The sequence below is a fragment of the Variovorax atrisoli 110B genome (assembly GCF_000382045.1).
In the GTDB taxonomy this organism is placed as follows: Bacteria; Pseudomonadota; Gammaproteobacteria; order Burkholderiales; family Burkholderiaceae_C; genus Variovorax; species Variovorax atrisoli.
This window is the reverse complement of sequence record NZ_KB907450.1, coordinates 1552141-1568387: the sequence shown is the minus strand read 5'-3', so window position 1 is coordinate 1568387 and position 16247 is coordinate 1552141. Positions and strand designations below refer to the sequence as shown.

Annotated in this window: 15 protein-coding genes; 3 read left to right on the top strand and 12 right to left on the bottom strand. The window is 70.1% G+C overall.

Annotation, left to right across the window (positions count from 1 at the left end; translation table 11 throughout):
• Positions 1–77: 77 nt before the first annotated feature.
• The 3 genes from G369_RS0107470 to G369_RS0107460 form a co-directional block, all read right to left on the bottom strand.
• Positions 78–548, bottom strand: coding sequence for a YXWGXW repeat-containing protein (locus G369_RS0107470; RefSeq protein ID WP_019653364.1), 471 nt, complete (start codon positions 546–548; stop codon positions 78–80).
• 95 nt (positions 549–643) lie between these two features.
• Positions 644–1720 (bottom strand): lipocalin-like domain-containing protein, encoded by a 1077-nt coding sequence (locus G369_RS0107465; protein ID WP_019653363.1) that lies wholly within the window; start codon positions 1718–1720, stop codon positions 644–646.
• A gap of 46 nt (positions 1721–1766) precedes the next feature.
• The gene (locus G369_RS0107460; RefSeq protein WP_019653362.1) at positions 1767–4379 is read right to left on the bottom strand and encodes an FtsX-like permease family protein; all 2613 of its coding nucleotides are present in this window, start codon (positions 4377–4379) and stop codon (positions 1767–1769) included.
• An 85-nt stretch (positions 4380–4464) separates the two neighbouring features.
• Here G369_RS0107460 and G369_RS0107455 point away from each other — a divergent pair, with 85 nt between their 5' ends.
• Entirely contained in the window at positions 4465–5913 is a 1449-nt protein-coding gene (locus tag G369_RS0107455) for a serine hydrolase domain-containing protein (protein ID WP_019653361.1), read from the top strand.
• Between the two features lie 14 nt (positions 5914–5927).
• Here G369_RS0107455 and G369_RS0107450 read toward each other — a convergent pair whose 3' ends face one another.
• From G369_RS0107450 to G369_RS0107440, 3 genes are read right to left on the bottom strand one after another with little or no spacing between them, the layout of a single operon-like run.
• Positions 5928–6827 (bottom strand): ADP-ribosylglycohydrolase family protein, encoded by a 900-nt coding sequence (locus G369_RS0107450; protein ID WP_019653360.1) that lies wholly within the window; start codon positions 6825–6827, stop codon positions 5928–5930.
• Positions 6824–7405 (bottom strand): riboflavin biosynthesis intermediates N-glycosidase, encoded by a 582-nt coding sequence (gene ybiA / locus G369_RS0107445; protein WP_019653359.1) that lies wholly within the window; start codon positions 7403–7405, stop codon positions 6824–6826. The genes G369_RS0107450 and ybiA overlap by 4 nt, the downstream gene beginning before the upstream one ends.
• Positions 7402–8037 carry a DUF4291 domain-containing protein gene (locus G369_RS0107440; RefSeq protein WP_019653358.1) on the bottom strand — a complete coding sequence of 212 codons (636 nt, stop codon included), beginning with the start codon at positions 8035–8037 and terminating at the stop codon, positions 7402–7404. Before G369_RS0107440 ends, ybiA begins: the two co-directional genes overlap by 4 nt.
• Positions 8038–8211: 174 nt before the next feature.
• Between G369_RS0107440 and G369_RS0107435 the strand changes: the two genes are divergently transcribed.
• On the top strand, positions 8212–8868 hold the full coding sequence (locus G369_RS0107435; protein WP_080647806.1) for an NUDIX hydrolase: 657 nt from the start codon (positions 8212–8214) through the stop codon (positions 8866–8868).
• An 8-nt stretch (positions 8869–8876) separates the two neighbouring features.
• On the opposite strand, the gene G369_RS0107430 is transcribed toward G369_RS0107435, so the two are convergent.
• The 5 genes from G369_RS0107430 to G369_RS0107410 all read right to left on the bottom strand — a co-directional run bounded on the left by G369_RS0107430 (position 8877) and on the right by G369_RS0107410 (position 13647).
• Positions 8877–10109, bottom strand: a complete 1233-nt coding sequence (locus G369_RS0107430) for an RNA polymerase sigma factor (RefSeq protein WP_019653356.1) — start codon at positions 10107–10109, stop codon at positions 8877–8879.
• Between the two features lie 61 nt (positions 10110–10170).
• Positions 10171–10542, bottom strand: coding sequence for a YciI family protein (locus G369_RS0107425; RefSeq protein WP_019653355.1), 372 nt, complete (start codon positions 10540–10542; stop codon positions 10171–10173).
• Positions 10543–10709: 167 nt separating this feature from the next.
• Positions 10710–12071 carry an NAD(P)H-dependent oxidoreductase gene (locus tag G369_RS0107420; RefSeq protein ID WP_019653354.1) on the bottom strand — a complete coding sequence of 454 codons (1362 nt, stop codon included), beginning with the start codon at positions 12069–12071 and terminating at the stop codon, positions 10710–10712.
• A gap of 5 nt (positions 12072–12076) precedes the next feature.
• Positions 12077–12952, bottom strand: a complete 876-nt coding sequence (locus G369_RS0107415; protein ID WP_019653353.1) for a phytanoyl-CoA dioxygenase family protein — start codon at positions 12950–12952, stop codon at positions 12077–12079.
• Positions 12949–13647, bottom strand: coding sequence for a GntR family transcriptional regulator (locus G369_RS0107410; protein WP_019653352.1), 699 nt, complete (start codon positions 13645–13647; stop codon positions 12949–12951). The genes G369_RS0107415 and G369_RS0107410 overlap by 4 nt, the downstream gene beginning before the upstream one ends.
• A gap of 127 nt (positions 13648–13774) precedes the next feature.
• Here G369_RS0107410 and G369_RS0107405 point away from each other — a divergent pair, with 127 nt between their 5' ends.
• Positions 13775–14737 carry a threo-3-hydroxy-L-aspartate ammonia-lyase gene (locus G369_RS0107405; protein WP_019653351.1) on the top strand — a complete coding sequence of 321 codons (963 nt, stop codon included), beginning with the start codon at positions 13775–13777 and terminating at the stop codon, positions 14735–14737.
• Between the two features lie 12 nt (positions 14738–14749).
• On the opposite strand, the gene G369_RS0107400 is transcribed toward G369_RS0107405, so the two are convergent.
• Positions 14750–16090, bottom strand: coding sequence for a TIGR03118 family protein (locus G369_RS0107400; protein WP_026346257.1), 1341 nt, complete (start codon positions 16088–16090; stop codon positions 14750–14752).
• Between the last annotated feature and the right edge of the window lie 157 nt (positions 16091–16247).

Sequence of the window (16247 nt, the reverse complement as noted above, 5' to 3'; positions counted from 1 at the left end):
CAAGAAGCGGACGACGAACAAAAAAGGGAGCCTGTCCGGCTCCCTTTTCGTTTGCGGCACTGCTGCGATTCGGCGCCTCAGCAGTTGCCCTTCTTGGCCTGCCCGGGCGGGCAGAAATACTCGCCGCGGTCGCGATCATGGCCGTGCCGGTGTTCGCGCTCGTAGCGGTCATGGCGGCGGTCTTCTTCCCACTCGCGTTCGCGACGCGCTTCGCGGTAAGCCTCGCGACGGCGCCAGTCGCCTTCGGTCCAGCGCCAGCCGCCGCGGTCCTCGATCCAGCGGCCGGGGGCATACACATAGCCCACGCGCTCGGGCTGCCAGCCGCCCGGACGCCATGCGTAGGCGCGGCCGTCCCACATCCAGCGGCCCGGCACCCAGACGAAGCCGCCACGCGGCGGGGGCAGCGGCTCGTAGCGCGGCGGGGGCGGGGCGGTCATCACCAGTCCGGGGACGTTGATGTTGACCGAGACTTGTGCGTTGGCGGCCAGGGGGCTCGCGAAGATGGACAGCGCGCCGGCCGCGGCCAGCAGTGCGATTCGGGTTTTCATGGGGGCTCCTCTGCGTCGGGTGATTATTTATGGGAAATTTTCCCAACGCATGTAGGAGGCGTTCGGTTGTCAGCCACCGCGGATGGCGACAACAGTTACAGCCTCAGCGGCGCCGCGTAGCCGGTCATCTCCAGATACCCGCGCCCCACGCGCCGGCCCTGCGCATCGAGCAGGTCGCTCACGCCCTCCCAGTAGACGCCGCCCGTGGAGCCGCGGCTGTCGAGTTCCTGGTCGTCGAGCAGGGCGCGCACCTCGAAGCTGCCGGCGGGCGTCTGTACGCGCCATCGTGTCGGGTACTTCGCCTGCGTGCGGGGGCTGACCCATGTGCCGAGGCTCTCGAAGCGGACCTCGTCGTGCCTGAAGATCCGCGCCGCGCCATCGCGGGGCCGGAAAGAGCCGCCGCCCCACAGCGCGCTGCCGTCGCTGCGCCGCAGGTGGAAGGCAGTGAGGGCGCTGCCGTCGTCGAGGTTCATGCCGATCCAGTCCCAGCCCACCGCCTCGGGGTGCATCAGCGCCTCGCTCCATTCGTGGTCCAGCCACGCGGTGCCGGCAACGTCGAAGGGCTGGCCCTTGAGCGTCAGCCTGCCTCGGGCCTTGAGCTGCGGCTCGCTGTAGTAGTAGCTGGCCTGCGATTCTTCCGGGCCCTTGCGCGAGAGCCCGGCATTGCCTTGCAGCAGAACCGGCTGTGTGGGCGTGAAGCGCAGCTCGAGCGCGAACTCGCCCGCCGGAATGCGTGCGACGTAGATGCCGTTCTCGCGTACGAGCGACCAGTCGCGGATGCGCACATCGGTGTCGTTCGCCGAGGCCTCCGCCACGCCGAAGCCCGCGCGCGCGATGCGCTGGTCATGCAGCAATGTGCGGCCTTCGAGATCGGTGACGGCCGCGTGCGCGAACACCAGGTGCTTCGCTGCGAAGGCCGAGCGCATGCCCTGCGTGGCCTCGACGCGCGAGCGGAAGAAGGTGACTTGATAGCCGAACTCGCGTCCGGCGGACGTCTTCGCATGGCCGGTGATGTACCACCACTCGGTGTGCAGGTCGGGGTGGCTGCCGAAGTCGCGCGGGAACTCCAGGCGGCGCTCGGGCAGCGCCCACGCGGCCAGCGGGCCCGACGCGAGCGCGGCGAGCAGCAGGCTTCGGCGCGAAAGGGAAAAGGAGAAGGGTGCTTGCTGCATGGGTTCCAGTCCAGGAGTCGGGCCTCGTGCGAATACCGGCGTCGGCCTACCAGTCTTCCTTGACTGCCAGCACCACGTCCTTGCCGGCGGCGGCGCGACCCGCCATCCAGGCAGTCACGGTGCCTGCCGCCACCACCGCAGCGCACAGCGCCAGCAGGCGCTCCCACGGCACCAGCAGGTCCATGCTCCAGTGGAAGCTCTGCGGGTTCACCACTTTCACGAGCACCACCGACACGGCCAGCCCCAGGCCCAGCCCAGCGACTGCGCCGATGGCCGTCCACGCCGCGCCTTCGCCGGCGACCACCGCCAGCACCTGCCGGCGGGTGAAGCCGAGGTGGGCGAGCAGGCCGAACTCCTTGCGCCGCGCCAGCACCTGCGCGCTGAAGCTCGCCGCGATGCCGAACAGGCCGATGGCGATGGCTACAGCCTGTAGCCAGTAGGTGACGGCGAAGCTGCGGTCGAAGATGCGCAGCGAGGTCGCGCGGATCTGCCCCACGGAGGCGATCTCCACCGAGCCTTCGGAGGACTTGCCCTGTGCGCCCTGGCCCTCTTGCCGCGCGGCCAGCTCGCGCACCGCCGCCTGCACGGCGCCTTCCGATGCGCCCGGCGCGAGCCACAGCGCCACGTCGCTCACGTTGCGTTCGCCGGTGAGGCGCTCGAAGTCGCGCGCGTCCATGGCGATGGCGCCGAACTGCCGCGCGTAGTCCCGCCACACGCCGGCCACGAAGAACGAGGCCCCGGCCTTGCCCATGGCGGCCGACAGCGGCGCGAACACCGTGCCCGGCTTCGCGCCGTAGAGCTCCACCATCGGCTCGCTCACGTAGATGCCGACCTGCCCCTCGGGCACCGTCAGCGCACTGCCCACCAGCGGCAGCGATTGCGCCGCCCCGCCTTCGAGGCTGCGCGCGATGAGTGCGACCGCCGGCCGTGCCGCATCGAGCTGCAGCGCCTGCGTACGCAGCGTGCCGGTGCGCGCCACGCCGGGCAACTGGGCGAGCGACTGCACGAAGGCCGGCGCAAAGGTGGCGGTGTCGGTGCTGCTGCCGCCGCCGCTGTTGCCGCCGCGGCCGCCCGAGGTGGCGCGCACGTACAGGTCGGCGGGCAGCACCACGCCGAGCCATTGCGTCACCGAATCGCGGAAGCTCGCGACCATCACCGTCAGCGCCACGGCGAGGCTCAGGCTGGCGACCACGCCGCTGACAGCCACCGCCGCCGTGCCGCGCATGCGCCGGGCGCGCTCCACCGCCAGCATCGGCAGCATGCGCTGCGAGAACAGCGGCGCCACGCGGTCGTAAAGCAGCGCGATCAGCCAGGGCAAGGCGGTGATGCCGCCCACCAGAAGGAAGGCGACCGAGAGGTAAGCCGCCACCGGAATGCCGCCGATGGCCGGCAGGTTCGCCAGCACCGCGCCCAGCGCGATCAGGCCCAGCGCCAGCCAGTGGCCGTTGCCCTGCGTGGGCGCGGCGCCGAGGCCCTTGAGCGTCTGTGCCTCCGGCAGCGACTGCGCCGCGCGAGCAGGCCACCAGCCCCCGACCAGCGCGGCCACCACGCCGAGACCGCCGTAGAGCAGGGCTGCGCCCGCGCTCCAGTGCAGCGTGGGCGCCACGCCCTCGAAGTAGCCGCCGCCCAGGTCGCCGCCCAGCACGCGCAGCGCGAAGGCTGCCAGCGCCGTGCCCAGCGCGAGGCCGGCCGCGCTGCCGATGAGGCCCAGTACCAGCGATTCGGCCAGCACCAGCCGCAGCCGCTCGCGCGGCGTGAGACCGAGCACGCCGAGCAGCGCGAACTGCTGCGCCCGCTTGGCCACGCTGAGCGCCAGCACCGAGAACACCAGGAAGGCGCCCGTGAAGAGCGCCACCAGCGCCAGCACCGTCAGGTTCACGCGGTAGGCACGCGACAGGTTGCTCACGCGCTGCGCCGCGTCACCGGGCTCGGCGAACTGCACGCCCGCCGGCCAGTCTGGCGACTTCTGAAGCGAGGCGATGAAGGCCGCCCGGTCGGTGCCGGGTGCGAGCCGCAGGTCGATGCGGCTCAGCTGGCCGATGCGGCCGAAGAGTTCCTGCGCCGCCGCGATGTCCATCACCGCGAGCGCCTTGCCGCCGGCCGCCACGTGGCCCGCCACCGCGAGGCTGTGCCAGGCGTCGCCGCCGCGCAGCTGCACCGTCTCGGCCTTGCCCGCGCCGGGTGCCGACTGCGCGGGCAGTCCCAGCGCATCGCGCGCCGCGAGGTTGAGGAACACCTGGCCGGGGGCGAAGAGCGCGAAGCGGTCGGCGCCCGCCGCAGCCTGCGGCATCAGCGCGGGTGCGATGGTCGGCAGCGTCAGCGCGTCGATGCCGATCACGCGGATCGGCACCTGGCTGTCGCCTGCCAGTGCCAGGCCCTGCACCTCGACCACCGGACTCGCCAGCGCCACCTGCGGATGCCGGGCGAGCCGTGCGAACACGGCCTCGTCGAAGCCGCCCTGCACGGCGCGCACCTCGAGGTCGGGCTCGCCGTTGACCGAGCGCACCGCGCTCGAGAACTCGTCGAGCGCCGAGGCGTTGATCAGCTGTACCGAGAAGGCCAGCGCAACGCCGAGCATCACGGCCAGCACGGCCGCCGCGTTGCGCCAGGGATGGTGGCGGAGTTCCTGCCAGGAGAAGGTGCCGAGCAATGCGCGCATCGGGCCATTGTCGTCGCGGGGCGCGGGAGGCGCGCCCGGCGTGGCAGGATGGCGGCTCTTTCGACGACGCCCGAGGAATCCGACGATGCGGCTCCTGCCTCATGCCTTGCTGTACCGCTCCCGGCTCGCGGCATGGCTTTTCCTCTCCCTGCTGGCCGGCCATGCCGCTGCACAGCTTCAGCCGCCGCAACAGGCGCAACAGCAACAGCCCCTGACGCTGGCGAGCGACCCCGCCGTGCTCGCCAGGGCGGCGCTGGGCACCGAGCGCGGCACCCTGGTGGTGGGCACGCTGCACAACGGGCAGGCGGCCTACGGCGCCGCCTACAACCCCGAGCCGGCGACCGCGCCGCGCGCCATCGCATCGGGCAGCGCGGAGCAGCCGATGTTCGAGATCGGCTCCGTCACCAAGGTGTTCACCGGCCTGCTGCTCGCGCAGGCTGTGCAGCGCGGCGACCTGAAGCTGGACGACACCGTCGGCAGGCTGCTCGCCGGCAAGGTCGACGGCATTTCGCCCGCGGTGGCCTCGGTCACGCTGCGCCAGCTCGTCACGCACACCGGCTGCATGCCGGTGATGGCCGATGGCGTGACCGGCGGCGCGCCGCTCGTCGAGCAGTTCCATGCCTTCGACAAGCCCATGTTCTGGGCCGCGCTTGCGCGCATCAGGCTCACGGCCGCGGCGCCGCCCTGCGAGGGCGCATACAGCAACTTCGGCATGGCGCTGCTCGGGCAGTTGCTCGCCGAGCATTACGGCACATCGTGGGGCGAACTGGTGCGCGCGCGCATCACCGAGCCGCTGGGCATGAACGACACCGTCATCGGGCTGGGCGACAAGGCCTCGCGCATGGCCCCGGCCTTCTCAGGCGACCGCCGCCAGCCGCTGTTCGACATGCAGGCCTACGCGCCGGCCAGTGCACTGCGTTCCACGGCTGCCGACATGATGACCTTCAGCCGCGCCATCCTCGCGGGCGCCAGCGGCCCGCTGGGCCCGGCCGCGGCGCGCATGCTCATGCCGCTGGCGCGCTACGAGGGCGCCGAGATCGGCTATGCGGTGATGGTGCGCGGACCGGAAGGCGGCCGTCGCACCTACTACCACGCAGGCGTCACCCAGGGCTACCGCACGCTGTGGCTGCTCGCGCCCGACACCGGCGAGGCGCTGATCGTGCTCAGCAGCAATGCGCGCGCGCCGATCCAGACGGTGATGCTGGCCATCGGCAAGAGCCGCTATCCGGTGCCGACCGCGGAAGTGCCCATCGACGCGAAGCGGCTCGATGAATACAGGGGCGAGTACCGCGTGACACGCACCCAGTCGCTGAACTTCACCGTGCGCGGCGGCAGGCTGCTGGTGCGCGAAACGGGGCGCGGCTACAACGCGCTCACCCCCACGGGCACGGACCGCTTTGCCGTGACCGCCATCGGCGCGCAGGTCATGTTCAGGCGCGATGCTGCGAACGCGGTGATCGGGGTGTCGCTCGCGCAGGGCGGCAGCCAGCTCGACGCGCGCCGGGTGAGCGACGCCGCCGCGCAGCCGGAGTAGCTTCCGGACCCTCGTCAGCCCGCCAGTGCGAGGAGCTGCCCGGCCATCTCTTCGATTTCCGCGCGCATGACGAGCTTGTCGAGCCAGTCCCGCGGTATGCCTTCGACGCCATAGAAGGCGCCTGCGAGCTGGCCGCAGATGGCGGCCGTGGTGTCGGCGTCGTCGCCCAGGTTGGCTGCGGCGAGCACGGCCTCCTTGAAGGAACCGGTGTTCGCGAAGCACCAGAGCGCCGCCTCGAGCGATTCCACGCAGTAGCCCGATCCCTTGATCTGCCCGGCGGTCTTCGAGGCGTGGTCGTTTCTTGCCAGCCCCGCCACCTTCTCACTCAGCGGCGCCAGCGGCGTGGTCGAGAGGATCGCGGCCTTCTCTTCGCCACGCAGGGCCGAACGCAGCTGCAATGCGAAGAGCCGCGAGCATTCGATGGCCTCCAGCGCGCCGTGGGTGGTGCGTGTGCTCTCGCCGGCCTGCTTCCAGGTGGCTTCGGCGTTCGCCGCGTAGAACATCGGCACCGGCGCGAGCCGCATCAGCGCGCCGTTGCCGGCGGTGCGTGGATCGGGATCGCCGGCGAAGGGATCGCCCGAGGCCAGGTAGCGGGTGAGGGCATTCGACACCGTCAGGCCGATGTCGAAGCAGCTGCCCGTGCTGCTCATGTAGCCCACGTTGCGCCAGTTGCAGTAGCGGTTCATCTGGTCGACCGCGTCGAAGCCCTTGCAGTGGATCAGGCTTGCTGCCAGGCACAGTGCCATCGACGTGTCGTCGGTCCACTCGCCCGCGATCAGCCCGAAGGGGCCGCCGCCGTGCATGCCGGTCACGGGCGCGAAGCTGCCCCTGGGTCGGAACTCGACCGTGGTGCCCACCGCATCGCCGCAGGCCAGCCCGAGCAGGCAGCCACGGTAGCGCTCGATGGCGTTCACCGCTGCTGCCTCAGCACCTCGCGCGCGGCCATGAGCGCGAAGCCCAGCAGGTTCAGCCCCTTCCATTTGCGCGGGTCCTGCGCCAGGGGATCGTTGGCGGCAAGCCCGATGCCCCAGATCGGATCGACCGGGCTGGCCTCCACCAGCACCTGGTGGCCGGTGCCGAGCAGGAAGGCGCCGAGCTCCGCGTTCTGCGAGAACTTGGCGATGTTGCCCTGCGTCACGATGTCCAGCCGGGCGGCCACCCAGGCGGCCTCGTCGAAGCCGCGGATCTCGCGGCCCAGCTTCTTGGCCTCTGCCGGCGTGCGTGCCGCGAGGATGCGCTCGCAGACCTCGTCGTCGCCGAACAGGCGTGCCTTGCCGGCCATCATGAAATGCTCGGCCGTGCGGTAGGAGACGCCGTCGACCTTGAAGGCGACCTCGAACCACTGGCTGAAGCAGCTCTTGTTCACGCCCGTCTTCGGCGCCTGATGGCCCCAGAAGAGCAGGTACTCGGGGCGATGGCCCTGCGCGAAGTAGGCGGGCAGGTCGCGGGTGCTGCGGGGTATCACGGTGGTCGGGTTCGTTGTCGTCGTCATTTGGAATCCTCCTTTTCGAAGTCGATGTCGAGCACTTGCTCCAGCGGCAATTGCAGCTCGGGGCTGTCGTCCTGGGCCAGCGGGCGCTGCGCGGCCACGAAGGCCCGCATGTCGATGACCTCCAGCAGTTCCTCATGCGCGAGCGCGGCCAGCGTGCGGCCACGCAGGCCGAGCTGGATCGCGCGGCGCTCCAGCTTGCCGCCCTTCGGCGAATGATCCGGGTCCCACTGCAGGCGCACCTCGGAGCGCCCCACGGCCTCCTGCCACGCTTCGCGGCTCGCGTAGCTCGCATCGAAGGTCGAGGGTACCGCCTCGCGCACCACGCGCTCGAAGAACGAGCGGCGCAGCCGCAGGCCGAGCACAACTTCCTGGCCTTCCTTCGTACCCCAGCTGCTGCGATACATCATCCAGAGGAAGTTGGGCTGGATCCAACTCATCCGCGAAAGGCTGAAGTCCGGGCCATCGAGCCGGCCATGGCGGATGGCGTACTCGCCGATGGCGGGGCGGTAGGCCTGGTAGACGATGACCGAGTTCGCATCGTGGTGGGCGAGGATGTGCCGGCCGCTTTGGGGCCAGCGCTCGCGCTGCAGTTCGTGCAGTTCAGTGGGCAGGGGTGTGACAGCGTTGTTCATTTCGTTCGTCTTTCCTTGTAGTTCTTGTGATGTGACGAAGGTTGCTCTGTACAACTAATCAAGGGTTGTATAGTACAACTAACAAGCCCGCAGTCAAGTTCTCAAGTGAACACCCCATCTTCCGGATTTCCGCCACTGACCTTCCCACGCCCGCTGGTCACCGTCGACGTGGTCATGTTCACCGTGCTCGACGACGCCCTTCAGGTGCTGCTGGTGAAGCGGCCCGCCGATACGGACGAGCCCTTTCCGGGCAGATGGGCCTTGCCCGGCGGCTTCGTGAACATCGACGAGGACGCCACGCTGCTCGACTGTGCGCTGCGCAAGCTGCGCGAGAAGACCGGGGTGGCCGCGCCCTACCTGGAGCAGCTCGGCAGCTGGGGCGGGGCGAAGCGCGATCCGCGGGGCTGGTCGGCCACGCATTGCTTCTATGCGCTGATCCCCGCGCAGGCGATGCAGCTGCGCGGCGGGGCGAATGCGGCCGAGGTGGCGTGGTTCGAGGTCGATGCGGCTTCGCGCAAGCGGCTGGCCTTCGACCATGGCGAACTGCTCGATGCGGCCGTCACACGGCTTCGCAGCAAGGTCGAATACACCTCGCTGCCGGCCTTCCTGCTGGAGGAGCCGTTCACGCTGCCGGCGCTGCAGCACACCTACGAGGTCGTGCTGGGCCGGGCGGTCGACAAGAGCGCCTTCCGCAAGCGGATGCTCGACGGTGGGTTCATGGAGGAGGCCGGCATGGTCACCGGCAGCCTGGGCCGGCCGGCCATGAGCTACAGGCTGCGCGACCGCTCGCAGGCCGCGCTGTTCCCGCGCACCTTCAACGCGACGAAATAGTCCGGGTTTCAGAGCCGGTCCGACATCGCGTGCAGGTAGGCACGCACGGCCGAGTTCGTGCTCAGGCCGATGGCCCTGTCGAATGCCTGGCGTGCGGCGGAGCGCGCACCGCCGGCCGCCAGCAGATGGGCGCGCGCCGCCCAGTACGGCTGGTAGCTCGCCACGTCCTGCGCAGGAATGGACTCGAGCGCCCTGAGGCCGATCTCGGGGCCACGCGCGTTTGCGAGCGCGCAAGCGAGGCTGACCTGCGCGCCGATGCTGGTGCGCAGCGCCAGCAGCCCTTCGTACAGCGACACCAGTGCCTCGGGCGGCACCGGCGCGCCGACGCGGCGTTCGCAATGGGCCGACTGGATCGCCGCCTCGAGCTGGTAGGCGCCGAGCGACTTCATTTCGGATGCGCGGCGCAGGCAGAGCTCGGCCTCGGCGAGCAGGTCGGGGTTCCAGCGCAGCGGGTCCTGCTGATCGAGCGGCACATAGGCGCCGGTGTCGCTGCGGCGCGCGGGCATGCGGGCCTCGCAGAAGAGCATCAGCGCCAGCAGGCCCAGCGGCTCGGGCTCGGCGGGCATCAGGCCGCAGAGGATGCGGCAGAGGTCGATGGCTTCCGTCGTAAGGCCGCGCGGCAGGGCGTCGGCGCCGTCGATGTCGTCCCAGCCGGTGCCGTAGGCGGCGTAGATGCCGTCGAGCACGTCCTGCAGCCGCTGCGGCAGGTCGCGCGCCTGCGGGTATTCGAAGGGAATGCCCGCTGCGCGGATGCGGGCCTTGGCGCGCACCAGCCGCTGGCCGAGGGTGGAGGGCGCGGTGAGGAAGGCGCCGGCCATGCGTGCGGCGTCGAGGCCGAGCACGGTCTGCAGCATGAGCGGCGCGCGGGCAGGGGCATCGACGGCCGGGTGCGCGCACACGAAGAGCAGGCGCAGCCGCTCGTCGGGGATGGCGCTGGCGCCGTCGGCGGCGTCGTCGACCTCGCCCGCGAGCAGCAGCAGGGTCTGGGTGGCCTGGTCCTGCACGCGGCTGTGGCGCCAGGCGTCGAGCTTGCGGTGGCGCGCCACGCTCAGCAGCCAGGCGTCTGGCTCGGCCGGGACGCCATCCGCGGGCCAGCGCTCGAGCGCTCGGGCGAAGGCGTCGGCGAGCGCGTCTTCCGATGCGGCGATGTCGTGGGTGCGCGCCGACAGGATGGCCAGCAGCCGGCCATACGACTCGCGCGCCGCCCGCTCGGCGGCCCCGTGAACCGCCGGGTCGCTCATGGGAGCACCTGCGCGCCCCGCACTGCGGTGCGAGCTTGCCTGGGGCGGCCCGGCGCGGCGCTCATGCCGCCGCTGCGGCCAGTGCGGTGGCTACGAAGACGGGCCGCACCTCCACCCCGCCGCTGGTCGCGCAGGGCGCACGCGCCGCCCATTCGAGCGCGGCGTCGAGGTCGGGCACGTCGATCACGAAGTAGCCTCCGAGCTGCTCCTTGGTGTCGGCGAAGGGGCCGTCCTGCACCTGGCGCCGGTCGCCGCGCACGCGCAGCGTGGTGCCGGTCATGGGCGGGAAGAGGCCGTGGCCGCCGAGCGAGATGCCCGACTGGCGCACCGCGTCGGCATATGCGACCCAGCTGGCCCGGTAGGCCTGCGCGGATGCGTCTTCGCGCTGCTCGAATTCGGCCGCGGGCTGGTAGAACATCAACATGTACTGCATGGTGTCTCTCCGTCAAGGAAAAGCTTGCTGAGCAGGATCGCTCACCACAATGACGGCCAGCCGGCGAGCATTTCGACACGGGCTTCGTGCCGAGCAGAACATTTTTTACGTGAAAGCCGCCCGGTGCAACGGTGGCTGCACCGAAGCGGAAAGTTCTCGGCCAGCCGTCAGGCGGCCTCTGCCCGTGCCGCGGGCGCGAACAGGGCCTCCATCTCGTTGCGCAGCCTGTAGGCGGCGGTGGTGGTGTCGATGGCCACGTCGGCCCAGCTCAGGCTCTGGCCCTTCTTCACCGGTCGCACCAGCCTGATGCCGTGCGCCAGCCCCAGCGGCAGGCCGCCCAGGCGCAGCGAGCGCCCGGCCGGCAGCAGCTTGCCCCAGACGGTGTAGCCGCCTTCGCCATCGAGCATCTCGCCGGCAGCCAGGTCGCGTTTTGCGGTGGCGACCACGTCGGCGTTCCAGCAGGTCGCCACGCCGGTGGGCTCGCCGCGCAGCGCCACGCTGGCCACCGACATGCCGACTTCGAGCCCGATGAGGTGCCAGCGCTTGTAGAGCGTGAAGTAGCGCCCGCTCGGGTCGGTGTGGGCGTTGTACTCCTCGAAGCAGTTCTTGATGTACTCGGTCTCGGCCTCGACGGTGACCCACACACCCATGCGGATGTCGTACGGGATCTTCCGTCCGTCGGCTTCCAGCGAAGACACCACCTCGACCATGCCCTTGCGCTCCAGCACGCCGCCTTCGCTCTTCGGCCGGGTGACGAAGGGGATGTCCTCCACGCTCGCGGGCGGGTAGAGCAGGCCGTCCGATGGCACCGCCAGGCCGGTGGCGTTGGCGACCGCCGAGCTTTCGATGGAAGGCTTGGAGCCGTCGAGGAAGCTGTTGAACATCTTCGGGTTGAGCCCGCCGCGCTTGGCCTGCTCGGGGGTGAGGCCGTAGTTGCCCCACACCGTCTCGGGTGTCGATTCGGTGAAGTGCGGCAGCCACTTGTGGCCGCGCCCGGCCGCCACCACCGGAAAGCCGCAGGTGCGCGCCCAGTCGACCAGGTCGCAGATCAGCGCCGGCTGGTCGCCGAAGGCCAGCGAATAGACCACGCCGGCCTGCTGGGCCTTGCGCGCGAGCAGCGGGCCGCAGAAGGCGTCGGCCTCCACGGTCACGTTCACCACGTGCTTGCCGTGGGCGAAGGCATCGAGGCAGTGATCGACCGCCGCGATGGGGTTGCCGGTGCACTCGACCACGATGTCGATGGAGGGCTCGCGCGTCACGGCCTGCCAGTCGTCGGTGATCCAGGTGGTGCCCTGCTTCAGCGCCTCCTGCACCGATGCGGCCGTGGCGCGTTCGCGCTCCCAGCCCACGCGCTCGAGGTTGACGCGTGCCGCGTCCGGCGACAGGTCGGCTATCGCCACCAGTTGAACGCCGGGCGTGCGCGGAATCTGCGCGAGGTACATCGAGCCGAACTTGCCGGCGCCGATCAGGCCGATGCGGATGGGGCGGCCTTCGGCGGCGCGCTGCTGCAGGCGGGCGTGGAGGCTCATGTCGTTCAGGCCTCCACCGTGTCGAGCACGTCGAGCGAGGTGCGCAGCGCGCTCTCGGGCAGGCCGTTCTTCCACGGCACGTCCACAGGGTAGGGCTTGAGCAGGCAGTCATCGGGCAGCAGCTCGATGGGCGTGAAGTCGCGGTGGGCGATGTACTCGGGGCGCTTGTGGCGGCGGATGTGGTTGCTGACCGCGCACAGGCTCAGGTACACCGCCACGCGGTTGAAGGGCGAGAGGTTGCTGCCCGAGGCGTGCACCAGGCAGCTGTGGAACAGGATCATCGAGCCAGCCGGCCCCTTGGGCGAGACGATGCCGCCCTGCTTGCCGCCGGCGCGCTCCACCAACTGGCGGATCAGGTCGTTGTCGACGGTCCAAAGCGGGTAGCTGGTGGTCGTGAGGTCGTGCTTCGCATCGACCACGCCCTTGCGGTGGCTGCCCGGGATGAACATCAGCGGACCATTGTGCTCGTTCACGTCGTCCAGAAAGATCGCCACGTTCATCGCGCGCTCGGTGGGCATCAGGTCGTCGTTGAGCCAGGTGCCGTAGTCCTGGTGCCACTGCCACACGTCGCCTTCGAATGCCATCTTCCCGTTGATCTTGAACTGGTGCATGTAGACCTCCTCGCCGAAGAGATCGACCACCGGCTCGACCATGCGCGGATGGCGCGCGAGCCGCGCGAAGGGCTCGCTCACGAGGTGCGCCGCGAAGTTCGTGCGCACGGCGTCGGAGCCTTTCTCGCGCACGTTGAAGGCCTCGCGCTTCGCGTAGAGGTCGGGCACCGCATCGGTCAGTGCCCTGGTTTCTTCGGCCGAGAAGTGGCCGGGGAAGAACAGATAGCCGTCGCGCTCGAACTGCGCGCGCTGCTCGGGGGTGAGCTTCATGCCTTGTCTCCTTTCTGCTTGGGGGTGTTGGCGAATGCCGCATGTGCCAGCAGCCGCTCGCTCAGTGCCTCGCTGGCCCGCGAGACGTGTTCCTCGCTCAGGCGCGCGGCACGGTCCGCGTTGCCTGCCGCGATGGCTTCGGCAATGGCCTCGTGCTCGTCCCACAGCGTCTCGCGCTGCGGCTCGGCCTGCAGCACCGCGCCCATCGCGCGGCGCAGGTGGCGCCAATGCGGATCGGCGCTCTGCGCGATCAACGGATTGCCCGAGGCCTCGTAGATGGCCTGGTGGAAGGCGACGTCGGCATCGATCATGGCTTCCACGTTGCGCCCGCGCGCGGCACGCCGCCCGCGCTCGATGAGTTTGGGGTCGATGCGAAAGCGCTGGCGCGCCGCCAGCCGCGCGGCCAGGGCATCGAGCGCGCCGCGCACCTGGTAGACCTTGCGCATCCCCTCCGCTTCCAGCGGGGCCACCAGCACTCCGCGGCCGGGCGCGTCGAGCACGAAGCCGTCTTTCTTCAGAAGCCGCAGCGCCTGCAGCACCGGCTGGCGCGACACGGAGAGGCGCTGCGCGATGTCTTCCTGCGTGATGCGCTCGCCAGGTGCGAGCGTGCCGCTGCTGATGGCGCCGAGCAGGGCGCGGTAGACCTGGTCCACGAGATCGGGCGCGACCTCGATGCTGACGAGCTGGGCGGGCATGGTTGTCTCCTTGCGCCGGTTTCTTTGAACTCTGTATACAGAGTACGGAGTTCGCAGCTGCCGCAGATAGCGGGTTTTTACCCATCGGGGCTGCAAAAGACCGGAAGCCGCCGCTAAGCTCGGCCTCATGCAACTACCCACCTACGACGACGTCATCGCCGCGGCCGCGCGGCTCGAAGGCCACGCCCACCGCACGCCGGTGCTGCGCTCCACCACCGCCAACGAGCGCTGGGGCGCAGAGTTCTTCTTCAAGTGCGAGAACTTCCAGCGCATGGGCGCCTTCAAGTTCCGGGGCGCCTTCAACGCGCTGTCGAAGTTCGATGCCGCGCAGCGCAAGGGCGGCGTGATCGCCTTCTCGTCGGGCAACCACGCGCAGGCCATCGCGCTGTCGGCGCGCCTGCTGCAGATGCCCGCCGTCATCGTCATGCCCAAGGACGCGCCGGCCGCCAAGGTCGCGGCCACCAAGGGCTACGGCGCCGAGGTCGTGATGTACGACCGCTTCACCGAAGACCGCGAGGCGCTGACCAGGAAGCTCGCGCAGGAGCGCGGCATGACGATGATCCCGCCCTACGACCACCCCGACGTGCTCACCGGCCAGGGCACCGCGGTGAAGGAGCTGATCGAGGAGAGCGGCCCGCTCGACCACCTGTTCGTCTGCCTGGGCGGCGGCGGGCTTCTCTCGGGCTCGGCGCTGTCGGCGCGCGCGCTGTCGCCGCAGTGCAAGGTCTACGGCGTGGAGCCCGAGGCCGGCAACGACGGCCAGCAGTCGTTCCGCGCCGGGAAGATCGTGCACATCGAAACCCCGAAGACCATCGCCGACGGCGCGCAGACGCAGCATCTTGGCGAATACACCTTCGGCATCATCCGCCGCGACGTGGACGACATCTTCACCGTCACCGACGAGCAGCTCGTCGAAGCGATGCGCTTCTTCGCCGAGCGCATGAAGATGGTGGTGGAGCCCACGGGCTGCCTCGCCTTCGCAGGCGCCATCGCTGCAGGCAAGGCCATTGCAGGCCGGCGCGTGGGCGTGCTGATCAGCGGCGGCAACGTCGACCTGTCGCGCTTCGCGGCGCTGATCGCGCCGCAGTAAGCGGCTCTGCGCTCAGGCCGCGCGCAGCGAGCCGAAGAGCCCTTCGGTCTCGTCCTCGGGGCCGGCCGCGAAGTAGAGCGCGTTGCTGTCGCCCAGGGCCACTCCGTTGCCGAACTGCAGGCCCCACAGGCCTGCGATGGCCAACGGGCGGTCTTGGCCGTCGCGCAGATCGTCCAGGTATTGCCCGTTGTCCAGGTCGAAAGCGCAGATGCGGCCCGCGCCGCCGAAATTGCCGACCAGCAGCCGGCCCGACATTGCACCGAAGTCGGCCGGTGCGATCGCCACGCCCCAGGGGGCATTGAGCCGCCCATCGTCCGCGTAGATGCGCAGCAGCCTGCCGTCCAGGTCGAATTCGGCCAGCCTGCCCCGCGCGGGCCGGTTGCCCGAAGCGGCTTCTGCCGCGGCGTCCAGGCTTTGTTCTTCACCTGCAAGGAACGCGTCCGCATTGGCCGGATCGGGCTGGCTGATCGCGTAGAGCACGAAGACCCGGTCCTGCCTGCCGTCGTTCACCACCTGGATGTTGAAAGGCACCGGGTCGCCGGGCCGTGCCGTGCCGGCGGGGCCGCTCGCGAAAGGATTGGCGAAGCCCCTCGTGGGCACGAGCTGCCATTGCGCATCGAGCGTGCGTATCTGCGGCTGGGCGCCGAAGTCGGCCAGCCAGAGGCGGTCCCAGTGGCCGGTATGGATGGCCGCGCCGAAGAACGCCATGCCCTGTGCGGCACCGTTGAAGACTTCGACGGCCGGGCCGTCCACGCGCACGATGGTGCCGGTCTCGGCATCGCGCTCGGTCCAGGCGCTCACGCTGCCGCTGTCGGTGACGAAGACGAAGCGTGCGCTGCCGTCGAGCATGCGGTCGCCGGCGGGCTGGCCCCACACCCGCAGCAGCTCCGAGGTAAGGGCCGCGCCGTTGAACACGACGCCGGTGACCTTGCCCGCGCTCGCATCGCCGGTGGAAGCGTCGGCGCCGGGCACGCTCACCTTGCGCAAGCCGTCCTGCTTCAGCGTACGCAACGCCGGATCGGCCGAGCGCATCACGTCACCGAGGTACTGCCAGGACGTGCCGCCTCCGGCGACCCAGAAATGACCGCCCGCGCCCGCCGGACGGATGGCGATTCCCCAGCCGTTGACGAACTCCGGCTCCGTGAAGTGGGCGCCGTAGCGCGAGTGGCTGGCCAGCAGATTGGTCTGCCGGTAGCGGTTGACGCTGGCGCCGAGGTTGCTGCCGCCGATGCCGCGGCAGGCGATCGGCGCCGACGAACACGGATTGGCGGCGCTGTCGCTGCCGCCCCCGCCGCAGGCTGCCAGTGCCGATGAAGCGATGGCGCCCAGAACGAAATTTCTTCTGTCGAACATTGGATGGTCCTCCCTGATTGCATTGCAAAGCCGTTTTTCGATTGGCTGAGCACGCGGGACCACCAGCCCTGTGGAATCAAGGCATCGGTGTGTTCGCAGGTGTCCTGGCTATGGGTTGTGCATCCTATTTGCGCCTGCCGTGCCTTTTGCGCGGGAC